This is a genomic window from Nakamurella sp. GG22 (assembly GCF_052976845.2).
This window is the reverse complement of sequence record NZ_JBRIIO020000016.1, coordinates 131,182-147,471: the sequence shown is the minus strand read 5'-3', so window position 1 is coordinate 147,471 and position 16,290 is coordinate 131,182. Positions and strand designations below refer to the sequence as shown.

Below are 16,290 nucleotides of genomic sequence, written 5' to 3'. Positions count from 1 at the left end.
GGGGGGGCGGTGGTGCTGGGGTGGGGGGGGGGGGTGGGGTGGGGGGGGGGGGGGTTGGGGCGGCCGCGCCGGAGCCCCCCGCCGCAACACCCACCACCACACCACCCAACAACTCCGCACATGAGGCGTGGCAGCACATGACGTGCCGAATTGACTCGCCGCGCCGTCGGTGCGGTCGTACCCTGACGATCGCCCAAGCGGACGACCAGTGGTCGTCAACGTCGTTCGGCAGGAGGCAGCCCATGCCAGGAAGACCGCCCACATCGGCCCGAGCTGCGGCCGTCGCCGCTGCCCTGGCGCCGCTTCTGGAGCAGATTGAGGTCTTGAGCTCAAAGCGGTCGTTGCGAGGTATCAGTGATCTGCTATTCGGCAATCCCCAGGAGATGCCGCTGGCGGGATTCGTCAGCGCGATCCAACAACACGCCGAACCCAAGGACAAGGACTGGTTCGCCTACAAGCAGTCCGAGCCGGCGACCAGGGCCGTCGTCGCGCAGGCTCTCCGCGAATGGCGAGGGCTTCCCTTCGAGCCCGACGACATTGCCATGACGCCCGGTGCCTTCGGTGCACTCGCCGCTGCGTTTCGGGCGGTCCTCGATCCGGGTGATGAGGTGATCTACTCACTGCCGCCATGGTTCCTGTACGAACCGATGCTGCTGTCCGCCGAAGCTGTGCCGGTCAAGGTGCGGGTCCGTCCGGATGACCACGACCTCGACCTCGACGCGATCGGCGGGGCCATCGGTTCGCGGACGCGCGCCGTCATCGTGAACACGCCCAACAATCCGACGGGACGTATCTACCCGCCCAGCACCCTCAGATCACTGGCCGGGTTGCTGGCGGATGCTTCCGACAGGTTCGGCCGACCGATCTGGCTGATCTCCGACGAGCCGTACTCGCGGTTGGTCTTCACCGACGCCGAGTTTCACAGCCCGAGCGAGTACTACCCGTACACGTTGATCTCCTACAGCTATGGCAAGGTGCTGCTCACCCCGGGGGAGCGGATCGGTTGGCTGGCCGTTTCCCCGTCGGTCCCGAACCGGCAATCCGTCCGCGATGCCATCGAGGTCTCGCAGGTCGCGGGTGGTTGGCTGTACCCGAACGCGACGCTGCAGCGCTCCATCGCCGAACTCGAGCAGCTGTCCATCGATCTGCCGGCGATCCAGCGCAAACGCGACCTGGTCGTCGAAGCACTGCGGGGCTATGGATACGAGCTGCGTTCGCCGCAGGGCACGTTCTACCTCTGGGTGAAGGCACCCATCGCCGATGATCACGCGTTCTGTCGGGCTCTTGCAGAACGGGGCGTGTTGGTCCTACCCGGAACCATCTGCGAAGTGCCCGGCTACTTCCGCATCTCGTTGACCGGCACTCAGGCGATGATCGACTCCGCCCTCCCCGTTTTTCGGGCGTTCGCAGAGGGGTACCTCCCGCGCTGACTGCGAGAGAACGGGCCACTCGATTCGTGTTGTGCGGTCGGCGCTGTGACAGCGGTTCGGAGATTACTGGCTCGGCCGCACCAGGTCTGCGAACACGATGATGTTGTCCAGGTAGTTGCCTGTCTCGCGGTCGAACTTGCCGCCGCAGGTGATCAGCCGAAGTGCGGCGTGGTCGGTGTTGGCGTAGACGGCATCAGTCGGGAATTCATCCTTCGAGTACTGGCCCCGCTTGGTGACTGTGAAGCGCGCATCGCTGCCGTCCGCGCGGGTGACGGTGATGCCGTCACCCGGTTTCAGTTCGCCGAGATTGTAGAAACTGCCCAGTTCACCGGCCCAATCCACATGCCCCACGATGACCGCCGGCCCGAGCTCACCGGGAGTCGGCGCTCCCGTGAACCACCCGAGTGATGCGGCGTCCGGCGGCACTTCCATGGTGCCGTCGTCCTGTAAGCCGAGGGGCACCAGCGCCGTGCGTGGCCGCAGCAGTCGCTGCGCGGGGACGACTGTGGGCGGCGGCCGCCCCTGCGGGATGGGGAGGGCGGCACCGACCACCGTAGGGGCTCACCGCGGTCGCGGAGAGCTCTGCGGTGGAAGTCGCCGGCGACTACTTCTGGCGGTGGCACGGACGTCGGTATCCGCGCAGCTGCCGCGAGTGGGTCTACTGGCTGCTGGCCGCGGCAGAGCGCGTTGCTGCCCAAGATGTCTCGAGAACCTCGACGAAGACGGCCGTCTCCTGTGCGCCGGAGATCGCGTACGCGCGGTCGAAGACGAAGAACGGAACACCGGTCGCCCCGAAGCCCTGCGCCAGCGCGATATCGGCTCTGACCTCTTCGTCGAAGGCGTCGCCGTCGAGGACGGCTGCGGCTTCAGGTCCGTCCAGACCCACCTCGACCGCAAGGCGCAGCAATTCGTCGCGCTCCCCGATCGGGACACCTTCGTTGAAGTAGGCGTGCATCAGTCGCTCGGTGAGTTCATTGCCGAGCCCCTTCGACGCCGCGAAGTGCAGCAGTCGGTGCGCGCGAAAGGTGTTGGCGGGGCGCGCCTTGTCGAGATTGAAATCGAGTCCGACCGTCGCGGCGATATCGGTGACCCGGGCATTCATCTCCGCCGCCTGCGCGAGCGACCGGCCGTACTTCTCCGCCAGCATCTCCGTCAGGGTCAGATCGGAGGTCGTCGGGCTCGACGGGTCGAGCTGGAACGACCGGTAGGTCACCTCGACCTCGTCCGCGTGCGGGAAAACTGACAAGGCCTCCTCGAGGCGGCGCTTGCCGATGTAGCACCATGGGCAGACGACGTCGGAGAAAACCTCGATGCGCACGCGGGAGCCTTTCACTCGCAGAACTTGCTTCACCCTTGCCAACCCCTGCCCGCAGGCGCGCATTCCCGTCTCCGGGAGTGCCCCGACCCGGGCAGTGCCCGAACCGGGCACAGCCCCGGCCCCGGCACAGCCCCAGCGCTGGGGTGGCCGCGCCCTGACGCCGGCTCCGCCCGTGGGACGGCCGCGTCCCCGGGACACAGCCAGCACGGCCCCGGCACCGCCCCCTCGGGGCGGCCGCGCCTGCGGGAGACAGCCGACAACCGCCCGGCAGACGCCGTACCGGGCGCCAAACTGCGGCTCAGTCGGCGACTGCGGCTCAGTCTGCGAACGCCGGCTCAGTCGGCGAACGCCGCCCGGATCACCGCTGCCTGCTCCACCTCGTGCACCCTGGCCGACCCTGCCGACGGTGCGGCCATCGCCCGCCGCGAGCACCGCTTCAGCCCGGTGAGCCGGGGCAGCAGCTCGGGCAGAGCCAGGGCGAGGAACGTCCAGGCACCCTGATTCGCCGGCTCCTCCTGCACCCACCGGAAGTCGGTGACCTCCGGGTACGCATCGAGCAGGTGCCCGAGCTTCCGCCGCGGGACCGGGTAGATCTGCTCCAGCCGGACGATCGCGGTGTCGGTGACGTTGTTCTTCTTCCGGTATGCGTCCAGTTCGTAGAACAGCTTGCCGCTGGTCAGCAATACCTTGCGCACCGCGGACGGGTCGACGGAGGCGTCGGCGATGACCGACTCGAACTTGCCATCGGTGAAGTCCTCGACCGAGGAGACGGCGGCCTTATTGCGCAGCATGGACTTCGGGGTGAACACCACCATCGGCCGGTGCACACCGTCCAGCACATGGCGGCGCAGCAGATGGAAGTAGTTCGCCGGCGTCGACGGCACGGCGATCGTCATCGAGCCCTCGGCGCACAGCTGCAGGAACCGCTCGATCCGGCCGGACGTGTGGTCCGGACCCTGGCCCTCATGGGCGTGCGGCAGCAGCAGCACGACGCCGGACTGCTGTCCCCACTTGGCCTCTCCCGACGACAGGTATTCGTCGATGACCGACTGCGCGCCGTTGACGAAGTCGCCGAACTGCGCTTCCCACATCACCATCGCGTCGCGGTTGGCGACCGAGTATCCGTACTCGAAGCCGAGCGCCGCGTATTCGGTCAGCGCGGAGTCGTAGATCAGGACGCGCGCCTGCTCGTCCGAGAGGTGTTGCAGCGGAAGGAACTCGGCGCCTGTCTTGTGGTCGATCAGCACGGAATGCCGCTGCACGAAAGTGCCTCGCCGGGTGTCCTGTCCGGACAGCCGCACCAACCGGCCCTCCATCGCCAGCGACCCGAGAGCGAGCAACTCGCCGAAGGCCCAGTCGATGCCGCCCTTGCGGGACATCTCCACCCGGCGGTCCAGCACCGACTTCACCCGGGGGTGCGGAGTGAAGCCCTGTGGGAATTGCACCGCCGCGTCGGCCACCCGGTGCAGCACCGTCTCGGAGATCTTGGTCTCCACCTTCGGCGGGATCTGCTGTTCGGCCTCGACCGACGGAGACGGTGCGGCAACACCCTTCTCGAGCTCGCGCACCTCGTTGAACACCCGCTCGAGCTGGGTGTGGTAGTCGCGCAACGCCTCTTCGGCGTCCTCGGGGGAGAGGTCGCCGCGGCCGATGAGCGCCTCGGTGTAGATCCGCCGGACCGAACGCTTGCCGTCGATGATCTGGTACATCAGCGGGTTCGTCATCGAGGGATCGTCACCCTCGTTGTGACCGCGCCGGCGGTAGCAGACCATGTCGATGACCACGTCCCGGCCGAAGGTCTGCCGGTACTCGACGGCGAGTCGCGCGACCCAGACGGCCGCCTCGGGATCGTCGCCGTTCACGTGGAAGATCGGTGCCTGGATCATCTTTGCGACGTCGGTGCAGTACTCGCTGGACCGGGACATCTCCGGTGCCGTGGTGAAACCGACCTGGTTGTTGATGATCACGTGCAGGGTGCCGCCGGTGCGGTAGCCGCGGAGCAGCGACAGGTTCAGCGTCTCGGCGACGACTCCCTGGCCGGCGAACGCGGCGTCGCCGTGCAGGGCGACCGGCATGACCGTGAAGCCCTCCTCGCCGAGGTTCAGCATGTCCTGCTTGGCCCTGGCGACACCCTCGAGCACGGGGTCGACGACCTCGAGATGGGAGGGATTGGCCACCAGCGTGACGTCGACCTGACCCTCGCCGAACGGCCGGATGTACTTGCCCTCGGCGCCCAGGTGGTACTTGACGTCGCCGGACCCGTGCGCCTGGCCGGGGTCCATGTTGCCCTCGAACTCGCGGAAGATCTGCGAGTACGGCTTGCCGACGATGTTGGCCAGCACGTTGAGCCGGCCGCGGTGCGCCATCCCGATGACGACCTCGTCCATGCCGTACTCGGCGGCCTTGTTCAGGGCCGCGTCGAGCAGCGCGATGACGGTCTCGCCGCCCTCCAGCGAGAAGCGCTTCTGCCCGATGTACTTGGTCTGCAGGAACGTCTCGAACGCCTCGGCGCTGTTCAGCCTGCCGAGGATGTACTTCTGTTCCTCGACCGGCGGCTTCTCGTGCTTGACCTCGACCCGTTGCTGGATCCACTTGCGCTGCACCGGATCCATGATGTGCATGTACTCGACACCGACAGTGCGGCAGTACGAGTCACGCAGCACGCCCAGCACGTCGCGGAGCTTCATGAACTCCTGGTCGTTGAACCCGCCGACCGGGAACTCGCGATCCAGGTCCCACAGCGTGAGTCCGTGCGACAGCACGTCGAGGTCGGGGTGCCGGCGCTGCCGGTAGTTCAGGGGATCCGTGTCGGCCATCAGGTGACCGCGGGTGCGGTAGGCGTCGATGATCTCCAGGACCCGGGCGGTCTTGTCCACGGCGCCGTGCCGGCCGGCGTCGAGGTCCTTCACCCAGCGCACCGGCTCGTACGGCAGCCGCAGCGACGTGAAGACGTCGTCGTAGAAGCCGTCCTCGCCGATCAGCAGGTGGTGGATGCGGCGCAGGAACTCGCCCGATTCCGCGCCCTGGATGACCCGGTGGTCGTAGGTCGAGGTCAGCGTCATGATCTTGGAGATGCCGAGATCGGACAGCGTCTGGTCGCTCGCGCCCTGGAACTCGGCCGGGTACTCCAGCGAGCCGACGCCGATGATGGCGCTCTGCCCGGTCATCAGCCGGGGCACCGAGTGGTTGGTGCCGATGCCGCCCGGGTTGGTCAGCGAGATCGTGGTGCCCGCGTAGTCCTCGGTAGTCAGCGAGCCCGCGCGCGCCTTGCGGACGACCTGCTCGTAGGCGCTCCAGAACTGCGTGAAGCTCATCGTCTCGGCGTTCTTGATCGGCACGACGACCAGGTTCCGACCGCCGCCCTTCGCCGGCAGGTCGATCGCCAGCCCGAGGTTCACGTGCGACGGCGTGACGTAGGACGGCTTCCCGCCGACGACCTCGAAGTGCCGGTTCATGTTCGGATAGTCGCCGAGTGCTCGGACGATGGCGTACCCGATCAGGTGCGTGAAGGAGATCTTGCCGCCGCGGTTCCGCTTGAGGAAGTTGTTGATCACGATGCGGTTGTCGGCCATCAGCTTTGCCGGGACCGCGCGGACCGACGTGGCCGTCGGCACCTCGAGCGAACTCGTCATGTTCTTGACGACGACACCGGCGACACCGCGCAGCGGAGTAGTGGTGAAACCGGTGCCCTCGGCGTCGTGGGCGGCCTGGGCGGCCTTGGCGGCCTTCGCGGCGACCATGTCGTCAGGGGTGGCCGTGGTGGTCGGCCGGGCCGGGCGGGTGACGGCCGGCTTGGTGTCGGTCGATTCCTTCCCACCTGCCTTGGGCGGCGCGGGGGCGGTCGCCGCGGCCGGTGGCTTGGGGGCGCGGCTCTGGCCGCCTCCGTCGCCGCCGCGGAGGGGTCCGTTGCTCGCACCGGCGGGGCCGTTCCCCGCACCGGTGGGACTGTTCCCTGTACCGGTGGACGGCGCTGCAGCAGTTCGGGGTCGGACGGGCGGCGGAGGAGGGGGAGGTGCGCTGGCGGATTGACGGGCGGGACTGGTCATCGCTGTAGGTGTCGCTGCCTTCTCTGTCTGCTTCGCTGCTGCCTGGGTGGACGCTGATTTCGACGCGGAACCGTTGGTTCCGGTTCCAGTGCTTGTCGGGGTGCCGTTCGACGGGCCGCTTGCGGCCGTACCACCAGCGCCGTTGCCACTGACTCCCGCGGCATGCTCACTGGGTCCGCGCATGCCGGAACCCGAGTCGGCGAAGAAGTCGCGCCAGATCGGGTCGACGCTCTGCGGGTCGGCGAGGAACTGTTGGTACTTCTCCTCGACGAACCAATCGTTCGGACCGAATTCGGGCACGGCTTTTGACGACACGGTCGCTTTCCGCCTGTTCTGTGCTGGGGGATGAGTCAATCCAGGCTAAACCTGTTGTCCTCGCGACGGTCGTGCGGCCGCGTGGTCTGCGCGACAATCCCTCGCTCGGCGGCTGGTTTCGGCCGGTCCGTGGCCCTTGCGGGTACCCAAGGGCGCGGCACGACAACGTTTCCGACGACGGACGGGTGGCGCCGCTCACGGCGTCGCGGAGTCGACCAACAGGCCGGTGTCGGCCTCGGCATAGAGCCGCGCGTAGGCGCCGCCCCGGCGCAACAACTCGTCGTGCCGTCCGACCTCCGCGACGCGGCCGCGCTCCATCACGATGATGCGGTCGGCCCGCGCGGCGGTCGTCAGCCGGTGCGCTACGACGACGGTCGTCCTGCCCTTGGCCAGCCTGTCGGTGGCGGCCAGGACGGCGGCCTCGGCGGCCGGATCGAGGGCGGCGGTCGCCTCGTCCAGCAGCAGGATGTCCGGGTCGACCAGTTCGGCACGGGCCAGGGAGATCAGCTGGCGCTGCCCGGCCGACAGGTTCCGACCACGCTCGTTGACCGGGTGATGGAACTTTCCGGCCAGCCCGGCAACAGCCCCGAGGGCACCGACGGCCCTGGCCGCGGCCTCGACCTCTGCATCGGTGGCCTCCGGCCGGCCGTAGGCGATGTTGTCGCGAACCGAGCCGATGAACAGGTGCGGTTCCTGCGGCACCACCCCGAGCCTGCGGCGGTAGGCGCCCATGTCGAAGCGCCGGATGTCGACGCCGTCGACGAGGATCGAACCGGTCGTCACGTCGTAGAACCGCGCGATCAACTTGACCAGGGTCGACTTGCCGGCTCCGGTGGCACCGACGACGGCGACCGTCTGGCCCGGCGCGATGTGCACATCCACCCCGGTCAGTGCCGGGGCCGCCGCGTCGTCGGCCGTCGAGTACCGGAAGCCGACTCCGCTCGCGATGATCCCGCCGGCCAGTGCGGGCACCGGCAGTGGGTGCAGGGCCGCGGGGGTCGACGTCGGCGTGTCGAGCAGTTCGCCGATCCGGATCAACCCGACCTGGGCCTGCTGGAACGAGTCGAACACCTGCGACAGCTGCTGGATCGGCTGGAAGAACGAGTCCAGGTACAGCACGAACGCGATCAGCGTGCCGACCGTCATGGTGCCGGCGATGACCCGCAGCACACCTGATCCGAGCACCGCGGCGGCAGCCAGTTCGGACAGCAGCGCGACGAACGGGAAGTAGAGGGAGATCGCGGTCTGGGCGCGCATCCGCGAGCGCCGGTAGTCGTCGCTGCGAGCGGCGAACCCATCGGCGTTGGCGCGCTGCCGGCCGAGGGCCTGCGACACCCGCAGTCCCGCGACGTTCTCCTGCAGGTCCGCGTTGACGATGCTGACCTTCTCCCGGGCGTCGGTGTAGGCCCTCGTCGAGAACCGCCGGAAGACGATCGTTGCGACGATGACGAACGGCAGCGCGGCGAACGCAATCAGCGCCAACCCGAGGTCCATCACCAGCAGCACGACCGCGATACCGACGAACGTCGCCAGCGACACCACCGATGTCACCAGGCCGGTCTGCAGGAAGCTGGACAACGCATCGACGTCGGTCGTCATCCGCGTCATGATGCGGCCGGCCATCTCCCGCTCGTAGTAGTCCAGGCCGAGGCGCTGGAGGTGGGCGAACTCGCGGAGCCTGAGCTGGTAGAGGACGTTCTCCCCGGCCCGCCCGGCGACCTGCATCTGGAACCGCTGGATCAGGTAATCGGCGCCCACCACGGCCAGCGCGACCCCGGAGGCGGCCATCACCACCGACGTCGACCCGGCCGACACCCCGTTGTCGACGCCGTACCGGATCAGCACCGGCAGCAGCACGTTCGCGAGCGCATCCGCCGCGACGAGGATCAGCGCGACGACGAGCAGCCCCATCACCGGCCGCAGCGTGCGGCCGAGGGAGAACCTGCGGGTGTCCGGCGGCTGCTCGCGCGGCTGGTCCGTCGCGGCCGGCAGCGCGTCGACCTGGGCCATCAACTCCGGAGTGGCCGGACCGGCTCCGAACATCCCTGTCCAGCCACCACCACCGCCACCCGCGCGCCCGCCGACCTTGTTCGCGGCAGCCGCCGCAAGCCGTTTCGACCGGTCGGCCGCTGATTCCGTCTCGGCAGCCGCCGCCGGCCACAGCTCCGGGCTGATGCCATCGGGACCGGATGGCGCGTGGGCGGTCGTGGCCGCTCGCGCGTCGGGCGCCGCTGCTCGGGGGAGCACCGCCGGTTCGGACTCTTCGCCGCCCGGCGCCGCCAGTTCGCTGCCCAGCAGTTCGCGGTACGGCGCGCACCGCCCGGCCAGCTCGTCGTGGGTTCCGACGTCGACGACGCTGCCCCGCACCACGACGGCGATCCGGTCGGCCAGCGCGAGGGTCGAGCGCCGGTGCGCGATCAGGATCGTGGTCCGGTCGGCGGTCACCCGGCTGAGGGTGGCGTGGATCGCCGCCTCGGTGATCGGGTCGACCGCGCTGGTGGCGTCGTCGAGCAGCAGGACCCGCGGATCGGTCAGCAGGGCCCTCGCCAGGGCCAGGCGCTGGCGCTGACCGCCGGACAGGGTCAGGCCACGCTCGCCGATCACCGTGTCGTACCCCTCGGGCAGCGCCTCGATGAACTCGGCCGCTTCGGCGCCCACGGCGGCGGCCCGCACCTCCGCCTCGGTGGCATCCGGGCGGCCGTAGGAGATGTTCGCGGAGATCGTGTCGGAGAACAGGAACGCCTCCTCGAAGACGACCCCGACCGCGGCCCGCAGATCCGCCATCGCCAGGTCCCTCACGTCCACCCCGCCGACCAGGACGGTGCCCGCCTGCGGGTCGTAGAAGCGCGGCAGCAGCAGGGACACCGTCGACTTCCCGGATCCGGACGCCCCCACCAGCGCCAGTGTCGAGCCCGCCGGAACGTGCACGTCGAAGGACCGCAGCACCGGGTCGTCGGCGGAATACCCGAAGCTCACGCCGTCGAACCGCACGTCGAGCGGGCCGGCCGGCATCGGCAGCGGGTCCGGACGCTCGGTGATCACCGGCAGCGAGTCCACGATCTCCAGCACGCGCTCGACCGATGCGCGGGCCTGCTGGCCGAGCACCAGCAGCATGGTCAGCATCCGGGTCGGCGCCACCAGTTGCGCGAGGTACAGCGTGAAGGCCAGGAACGTGCCGAGCGAGATGGTGCCGATCAGTGCCAGGTAGCCGCCCAGGGCGAGGACCCCGACCTGACCCAGCGCGGTCAGCGCCTGCAGGGCGGGGCTGATCTTCGCCGTCAGCCGGACCGCCCGCATCCGGTCCGAGAACAGCCGCCGCGCTCCGTCCGTCAACCGCCCGAGCTCGCGGTCCTCCTGCCCGAATCCCTTCACCACCCGGACGCCGGTGACGTCCTCCTCGACGATCTCCGCGACCTCGGCCGCGGATTGCTGGGCCGCCCAGGTCGCCGGGAACAGCACCGTCCGGGTGGCCCGGGTGACGACCACCACCGCCGGCACCACCAGCAGCGCCATCAGGGTCAGCAGGGGCGACAGCGTCAGCATGATCACCAGCGACACGACGAACAGCACCACCTGACCGGCGGACAGCGGCACCATCGCCAGCAGCGACTGGACCATCTGCAGGTCACTGGACGCGCGTGACACAACCTGCCCGGTGCGCAGCCGGTCCTGCCCGGAGCCGTCGAGTCGCTGCAACGCGCCGAAGACGTCCTGCCGCATGTCGTGTTGCACGTCGAGGGACAGCCGGCCGCCCGCCCAACGACGCAGGAACGACGATCCGAACCGGATCAACGCGAGCGCGACCAGGGCGGCGATCACCCAACCGAGGTTCGCCGTACTGCCGGCCGTCGCGTCGTCCACCGCGATCTGGGTCAGCAGCGGGGTCAACGCGCCGAGCCCGACGCCGCCGACCGCCGACAGCCCGGCGAGCAGGGTGATCACCGGGTGCCGCCAGCAGTACCCCCACAGCCGGCGCAGCCACCGGGGGCGGTCGGTCGAACCGGCACTGCCGGGTGGCGTTTTCGGGGCGTCGACCGGGCCACCGTCCGGGCCGTCGGTGGAGAGGCCGGGGGAAGTTGTCGTCGACGGTGGCACGGTTGTCACGGTAGACGCGGACACCGACGGCGGGAGCCGAGCAGGCAGGAGCCGGGACGGAGCGGAGCCCGCAGACCGGCGTTCGTCACCCGGTCGGGTCTTCTTCGATCCGGGCGGCCGCTGCCGGGTCGTGTCGGGGATTTTCCCGGAGTCGTTCGGGGGTATGACGTGACAGTCTGACGGCGTGGTCCAGACGGATACCGCGGCCCGTCCCTGGTGGCGGCAGAGCCGGGTGTGGTGGCGCATCGTGCGCGACGCCGGTTCGCTCGTCCTTGCGGTGGTGCTGCTGATCTGGGGTCTGCCCAAGGTCGCGGGCGTCGGCTGGACCGAGATCCTCGAGCCGATGCGGTCCCTGAACCCGGTCGCGCTGGCGCTGCTCGGACTCCTGCAGTTGTGCGCGTTGTTCGCCTTCACCTTCACGATCACCGGGGCGCTGCCCGGTATCACTCACCGGCAGGCGTTGACGGTGAACCTCGCCGGGTCGCTGGTGGCGAACACGCTGCCGTTCGGTGGCGCGCTCGGCATCGGTGCGACCTATGCGATCTGCCGGTCGTGGGGCTTCGGCAGGGGAGCGATCGGGATCTCGGTGCTGCTCGGCGGAATCTTCGCCACCGCCGGGAAGGTCCTGCTCCCGATGGTGGGTCTCGCCGCGCTGCTGCTGCAGGGCGGGCACATCAGTCCGGCGGTCCGGGACGCGGCGCTGTTCGGCGTGCTGACACTTGTTGCGCTGCTGGTGCTGTTCGTCACGGTGATGGTCAGCAGCCGGGCCGCGCACGCTGTCGGCCGGGGGCTGCAGCGGTTCGCCGAGGGTCTGCTGAAGCTCGTCCGCAAGCCACGGGAACTCGCCTGGGAATCGGCGATCGCCGCCCTGCGCGACCAGACGCGCGACGTGCTGCGGACCGGCTGGCTGCAGATGACGCTCGGCACCCTGGGCTATTTCGTCGTCTACTTCGTGTTGTTCTGGCTGTGCCTGCACATCTGCGGCCTGGTGATCGGCGTCGGCACCCTGCTCGCCGCGTTCGCCCTCGGCAGGTTGCTGACCTCGGTGGCGGTGACACCTGGCGGGCTCGGTCTGGTCGAGGCCGGATCGGTCGCGCTGCTGGTGGCGCTGGGTGCCGACCCTGCACAGGCGGCCAGTGGCGTGCTGTTGTTCACGATCTTCACCCACGTGATCGAGATCCCGTTCGGCATCGTCGCCTGGTTGGTCTGGTTCTGGGGACGAGGCAAGAAACCGATCGCCGCGCTCCGATCCGCAGCCGCCGATGCCGAAGCAGCGGAGGACACCGGCGCCGGACTCGCGGTCGCCCCGACGACCGGCGGGTCGGTCGGCAAGGGAAGCGGCAGCCCCGGTCCGCCCGGCTGAGCGCTCAGAGCGTCTGGAAGATGTCGGTCAGCCGGTGATCCCCTGCCGCCCGTGACGGGACCGCCCGTGACGGGACCTCCCGTGACGGGACCGGGCGGGCCTGCCGGTACCACTCGCGGCCGAAGGCGATCCGGAAAAACGGCATGGGCACCCGGGTGAAGACACCCAGGGTGCGCGGTCCACCGGTGGCCTGGCTCGCGTGCGCCATCATCGATGCCCGCCGCTGCGGCGCCTGGGCCCGCACATCGATGCGATGGGTGATGTCCGCGGAACGCGAATAGGCGACCGCCCACGGACCGAGATCGATCCTGCGCGACGTCGGCAGCAGCCGGTTCACTGCGCGGGCCACCGCCAGCAACCTGTCCCGTGGAACGGTCGCCTCGAGCACGGTCGGTGTGCCTGCCATCTCGGCCGCCCGCGCCGCGATGGCGTGCACGGCGAGGTGGTCCGGGTGCCCGTACCCACCGGCGGCGTCGTAGCTGGTCAGCACCATCGCCTGTTCCTGCACGAGAATCTCGGCCAGCCGTCCGGCGACCTCGTCCACGTCGGCGTCGGCGAGGCGCGGCGGCGTCCCGGGCGGGCTCGGTGGCGACGGCTGCGCGGCGAGCCCGGAGTCGGCGTAGCCGAGGAATTCGGTCCGGGCGACCCCCAGGACACCGGCGGAAGAGCGCAACTCGGCGAGCCGTCGGTCGCCCAGCGTTCCGTCCGCCCTGAGTTCGGCCGCCGAGAGGCCCGCTTCCCCTGCGGTCGCCACCACCAGCACCACCCGATGACCCTCGGCCGCGAGCTTTGCCATCGTTCCCGAGGTCAGCAAGGCCTCGTCGTCGGGATGGGCGTGGAAGAAGAGAACCGTGTGCGGCACCGGGCTAGCATGTCGCAGGGTCCGGTCGGGGCCGGCGGGAGGCGGTGGGCGGTGCGGATCGCGCACATTTCCGACTGCTTCGTGCCCCGCCTGGGCGGTATCGAGATGCAGGTCAACGATCTCACCCGCCGGCAACTGCAGGCCGGCCTGGAGCCCGAGGTGCTGACCGCGACCCCGTTGCCGCGCCGGATGGCCGGGCGCACGTTCCCGGTGCCGGTGCACCGCTTCGGCATCCCGATCCCGGCGGAGATCGCCAACAACCCGATGCCGTCGCGTCCGATCGAGAAGGCGCTGCGGGCGGGCCGCTTCGACGTCGTGCACGTGCACGCGGGGGTCGGCTCGCCGTTCGCCGCTGCGGGCGTCCGGGTCGCGCTGGCCATGGGATTGCCGGTCACGGTCACCGTGCACTGTCTCCCGGCGACCTTCCGGCTGCCGTCGTGGCTGGTGCCGTGGACCGTTCCGGAGGTCGCGCAGCGCATTGCGCTGACCGCGGTCAGCGAGGCGGCCGCGGCGCCGCTCCGCAAGCAGACCGGGGTGCCGGTCACCGTGGTGCCGAACGGGCTCGACCCGCACGAGTGGGCACCGGACACCGGAACCGGGTCGGGCACCGCGGGGCTCGCCGGTCCGCCCGTCGTACACGCCGTCGCCACCATGCGGCTCTCGGTCCGGAAGCGGCCGCTGCCGCTACTGGCCATGGTCGATGCGGCGCAGCAACGACTCGGCTCCGAGGCCACGCTGCGGCTGTCCGTCTTCGGCGACGGCAAGCTGCTGCCGCGGATGCGCCGGTACCTGTCCCGGCACGGCATGCAGGACACCGTGACGCTGGCCGGGCGGGTGGACCGCGACGCGCTCAAGGCGATCTACCGCGACGCCGACCTGTTCATCGCGCCCGCCTACCTGGAGTCGTTCGGCATCGCCGCGCTCGAAGCACGGTCAGCCGGGCTCCCCGTGCTGGCGTTCCGCGGCACCGGGATCACCGAGTTCGTGGCGGACCGTCGCGAGGGGCTGCTCGCCGACGACGATGCCGGGATGACCGATGCGCTGGTGGAGATCAGCCGGAACTCCCTGCTGCGCCGCGACATCGCAGACCACAACCGGACGAGTACGCCGCCGACGGCCTGGCCGGCGGTGCTGGAGCGGGTGGACGAGGAGTACTCCAGGGCGATGTCCATCAGCCTGGAGCCGCGGAACAGCTGATCGAGCGGTACCCCGCACGACCCATCGCGTGAGTTCTGAAGGAGCTGGTGAGCAGTGACAACGGCTGACGTCGTGGTCGTCGGAGGTGGCCACAACGGCTTGGTGGCCGCCATTCTCGCTGCCAGGGCCGGGTCGCAGGTCACCCTGCTGGAGCGCTCGGAACGGCCGGGCGGGGCGACCGTCGGCGAGGTCCTGTTCCCGCCGCACCCCGCCAGGGTCAGCAGGTACTCGTATCTCATCGCGCTGATGCCGGACCAGCTGATCCGGCGACTCGGGATCGACCTGGACTTCGCCTCCCGCAGCGTGTCGTCCTTCACCCCGACGCGGCGCGGCGGCGTGTCCGGTGGCCTGCTGGTGGAACGGCACCCGGGCCCGGAGACCGAGGAGTCGTTCCGGCAGCTCACCGGTTCCGACGACGAGTTCCGGAGCTGGGAGCAGTTCTACGGCGAGATGCACCAGATGGCCCAGGCCCTCGAGCCGATGCTGACCGGCCCGCTGCCGCGCCGGGCCGATGCCCGGGCAGCGGTGATAGCCGCTGCGGGCGAACAGATCTGGGCCGACATCGTCGAGGAACCGCTGGGTGACATGATCGTCCGGCGGTTCCAGGACGACGTGGTCCGCGGTGTGGTGGCGACCGACGGGTTGATCGGGACGTCGACGTCGCTGTTCGACCCGGAACTGCTGGCGAACCGCTGCTTCCTCTACCACCTCATCGGCCGGGGCACCGGGGAGTGGCTGGTGCCGGTGGGCGGCATGGGTGCGCTGACCGACGCGCTGCTGGCGAAGGCGACCGAGCTCGGTGTGCAGATCCGTTGCGGGGTCGATGTTCTCGGGGTTGACGAGGTGCCCAACGGAGTGACGGTGCACGGCACTGCCGGCGGTCGGGAGCTGGCCGTGCCGGCCGGTCACCTGCTGGCGGCGGTCGCGCCGGCGGTGGTGGACGGGTGGCTCGGGCGGGAGCCGGTCATCCCTACCGGAGCCCAGATCAAGATCAACATGTTGCTGGACCGGTTGCCCGCTCTCGCCTCCGGGGTCGATCCGCGGACGGCGTTCGCGGGCACCGTCCATCTCGAGGAGGGCTTCTGGGACCTGGAGGCCGCCTTCGCGACCACGGCCGGCGGCAGCCTGCCGGCGGTGGTGCCGGCCGAGGTGTACTGCCATTCGCTGACCGACACCTCGATCCTGAACGGTTACCCGGGAGCCACTCTCACGCTGTTCGGCCTGCACACCCCGGTCGACCTGTTCCGCGCCGACCCGGAGGGCAGCAGGGCCAAGGCGGCGGAGGGCGCGCTGATCGCCCTGCAGAAGCACCTCGCGGAGCCGCTGCTGGACTGCCTGGCCCGCGATGCCGACGGCCGGCCCTGCCTGGACATCGCCTCGCCGCTGGACCTCGAGACGAGCCTGGGCATGCCGGGCGGGAACATCTTCCACGACGATCTCAGCTGGCCATGGCTCGCCGACGGCTTCGCGACGGACACCCCCGCCGAGCGATACGGCGTCGACATCCCCGGCAGCACACGCATTCTGCTCGCCGGCGCCGGCAGCCGTCGGGGTGGTGGGGTGTCCGGGCTCGGCGGCCTGGCGGCGGTCGATGCGCTGATGGAGATGACCGGACAGGCTGCGCGGTAGCGTGATCGTCGCCGCCGCGAGAACCGCACTCTGAC

At 69.9% G+C, this 16,290-nt stretch carries 9 protein-coding genes; 4 read left to right on the top strand and 5 right to left on the bottom strand.

The features are described from left to right. Positions 1-323: 323 nt before the first annotated feature. Positions 324-1,430, top strand: a complete 1,107-nt coding sequence (locus ACVBEQ_RS17030; RefSeq protein ID WP_447154490.1) for an aminotransferase class I/II-fold pyridoxal phosphate-dependent enzyme — start codon at positions 324-326, stop codon at positions 1,428-1,430. 63 nt (positions 1,431-1,493) lie between these two features. Here ACVBEQ_RS17030 and ACVBEQ_RS17025 read toward each other — a convergent pair whose 3' ends face one another. The 4 genes from ACVBEQ_RS17025 to ACVBEQ_RS17010 all read right to left on the bottom strand — a co-directional run bounded on the left by ACVBEQ_RS17025 (position 1,494) and on the right by ACVBEQ_RS17010 (position 11,204). Continuing rightward, positions 1,494-1,982, bottom strand: a complete 489-nt coding sequence (locus ACVBEQ_RS17025) for a class F sortase (protein ID WP_447154489.1) — start codon at positions 1,980-1,982, stop codon at positions 1,494-1,496. 106 nt (positions 1,983-2,088) lie between these two features. Beyond that, the gene (locus ACVBEQ_RS17020) at positions 2,089-2,748 is read right to left on the bottom strand and encodes a DsbA family oxidoreductase (RefSeq protein ID WP_447154488.1); all 660 of its coding nucleotides are present in this window, start codon (positions 2,746-2,748) and stop codon (positions 2,089-2,091) included. A gap of 335 nt (positions 2,749-3,083) precedes the next feature. Further along, positions 3,084-7,109, bottom strand: coding sequence for a multifunctional oxoglutarate decarboxylase/oxoglutarate dehydrogenase thiamine pyrophosphate-binding subunit/dihydrolipoyllysine-residue succinyltransferase subunit (locus tag ACVBEQ_RS17015; protein ID WP_447154487.1), 4,026 nt, complete (start codon positions 7,107-7,109; stop codon positions 3,084-3,086). A 195-nt stretch (positions 7,110-7,304) separates the two neighbouring features. Further along, entirely contained in the window at positions 7,305-11,204 is a 3,900-nt protein-coding gene (locus tag ACVBEQ_RS17010; RefSeq protein ID WP_447154486.1) for an ABC transporter ATP-binding protein, read from the bottom strand. A 184-nt stretch (positions 11,205-11,388) separates the two neighbouring features. Between ACVBEQ_RS17010 and ACVBEQ_RS17005 the strand changes: the two genes are divergently transcribed. Further along, positions 11,389-12,567 carry a lysylphosphatidylglycerol synthase transmembrane domain-containing protein gene (locus tag ACVBEQ_RS17005; protein WP_447154485.1) on the top strand — a complete coding sequence of 393 codons (1,179 nt, stop codon included), beginning with the start codon at positions 11,389-11,391 and terminating at the stop codon, positions 12,565-12,567. A 4-nt stretch (positions 12,568-12,571) separates the two neighbouring features. Here the strand turns inward: ACVBEQ_RS17005 and ACVBEQ_RS17000 are convergent, their stop codons facing one another. Further along, positions 12,572-13,429, bottom strand: coding sequence for a PIG-L deacetylase family protein (locus ACVBEQ_RS17000; protein ID WP_447154484.1), 858 nt, complete (start codon positions 13,427-13,429; stop codon positions 12,572-12,574). A gap of 9 nt (positions 13,430-13,438) precedes the next feature. Here ACVBEQ_RS17000 and ACVBEQ_RS16995 point away from each other — a divergent pair, with 9 nt between their 5' ends. Further along, positions 13,439-14,626 carry a glycosyltransferase family 4 protein gene (locus ACVBEQ_RS16995; protein WP_447154483.1) on the top strand — a complete coding sequence of 396 codons (1,188 nt, stop codon included), beginning with the start codon at positions 13,439-13,441 and terminating at the stop codon, positions 14,624-14,626. Between the two features lie 54 nt (positions 14,627-14,680). Continuing rightward, entirely contained in the window at positions 14,681-16,255 is a 1,575-nt protein-coding gene (locus ACVBEQ_RS16990; RefSeq protein ID WP_447154482.1) for a phytoene desaturase family protein, read from the top strand. Positions 16,256-16,290 lie beyond the last annotated feature (35 nt).